This is a genomic window from Niastella populi (assembly GCF_002078015.1).
In the GTDB taxonomy this organism is placed as follows: Bacteria; Bacteroidota; Bacteroidia; order Chitinophagales; family Chitinophagaceae; genus Niastella; species Niastella populi.
Map to the genome: position 1 here is coordinate 1 of NZ_LWBP01000146.1, position 228 is coordinate 228.

At 49.1% G+C, this 228-nt stretch carries 1 protein-coding gene; it reads right to left on the reverse strand.

Annotation, left to right across the window (positions count from 1 at the left end; all coding sequences use genetic code 11):
- Nucleotides 1-228, reverse strand: a 228-nt coding sequence (locus tag A4R26_RS13660; protein WP_165760260.1) for a TonB-dependent receptor plug domain-containing protein, incomplete at both ends; no start/stop codon positions are given.

The window sequence follows — 228 nt, forward strand, 5'->3', positions numbered from 1 at the left end:
TGGCATCGGCGCCATAAAGGGCGGAACCGGGGCCATACACCACTTCAATTTGTTTTGCCAGGTAAATGGGAAAATTCTCCAGCAGGGGAAGCGCTTCATTTGTAGGAGACGAGATCCTGATGCCATCCATCAATATCACAAACCTGTCCTGTCGCCTGATCCCTCTTATAATAAACGAGGCTGAGGTCTCGGGGTCGGATTTATCGTTCACCTTGATATCAGGAAGAT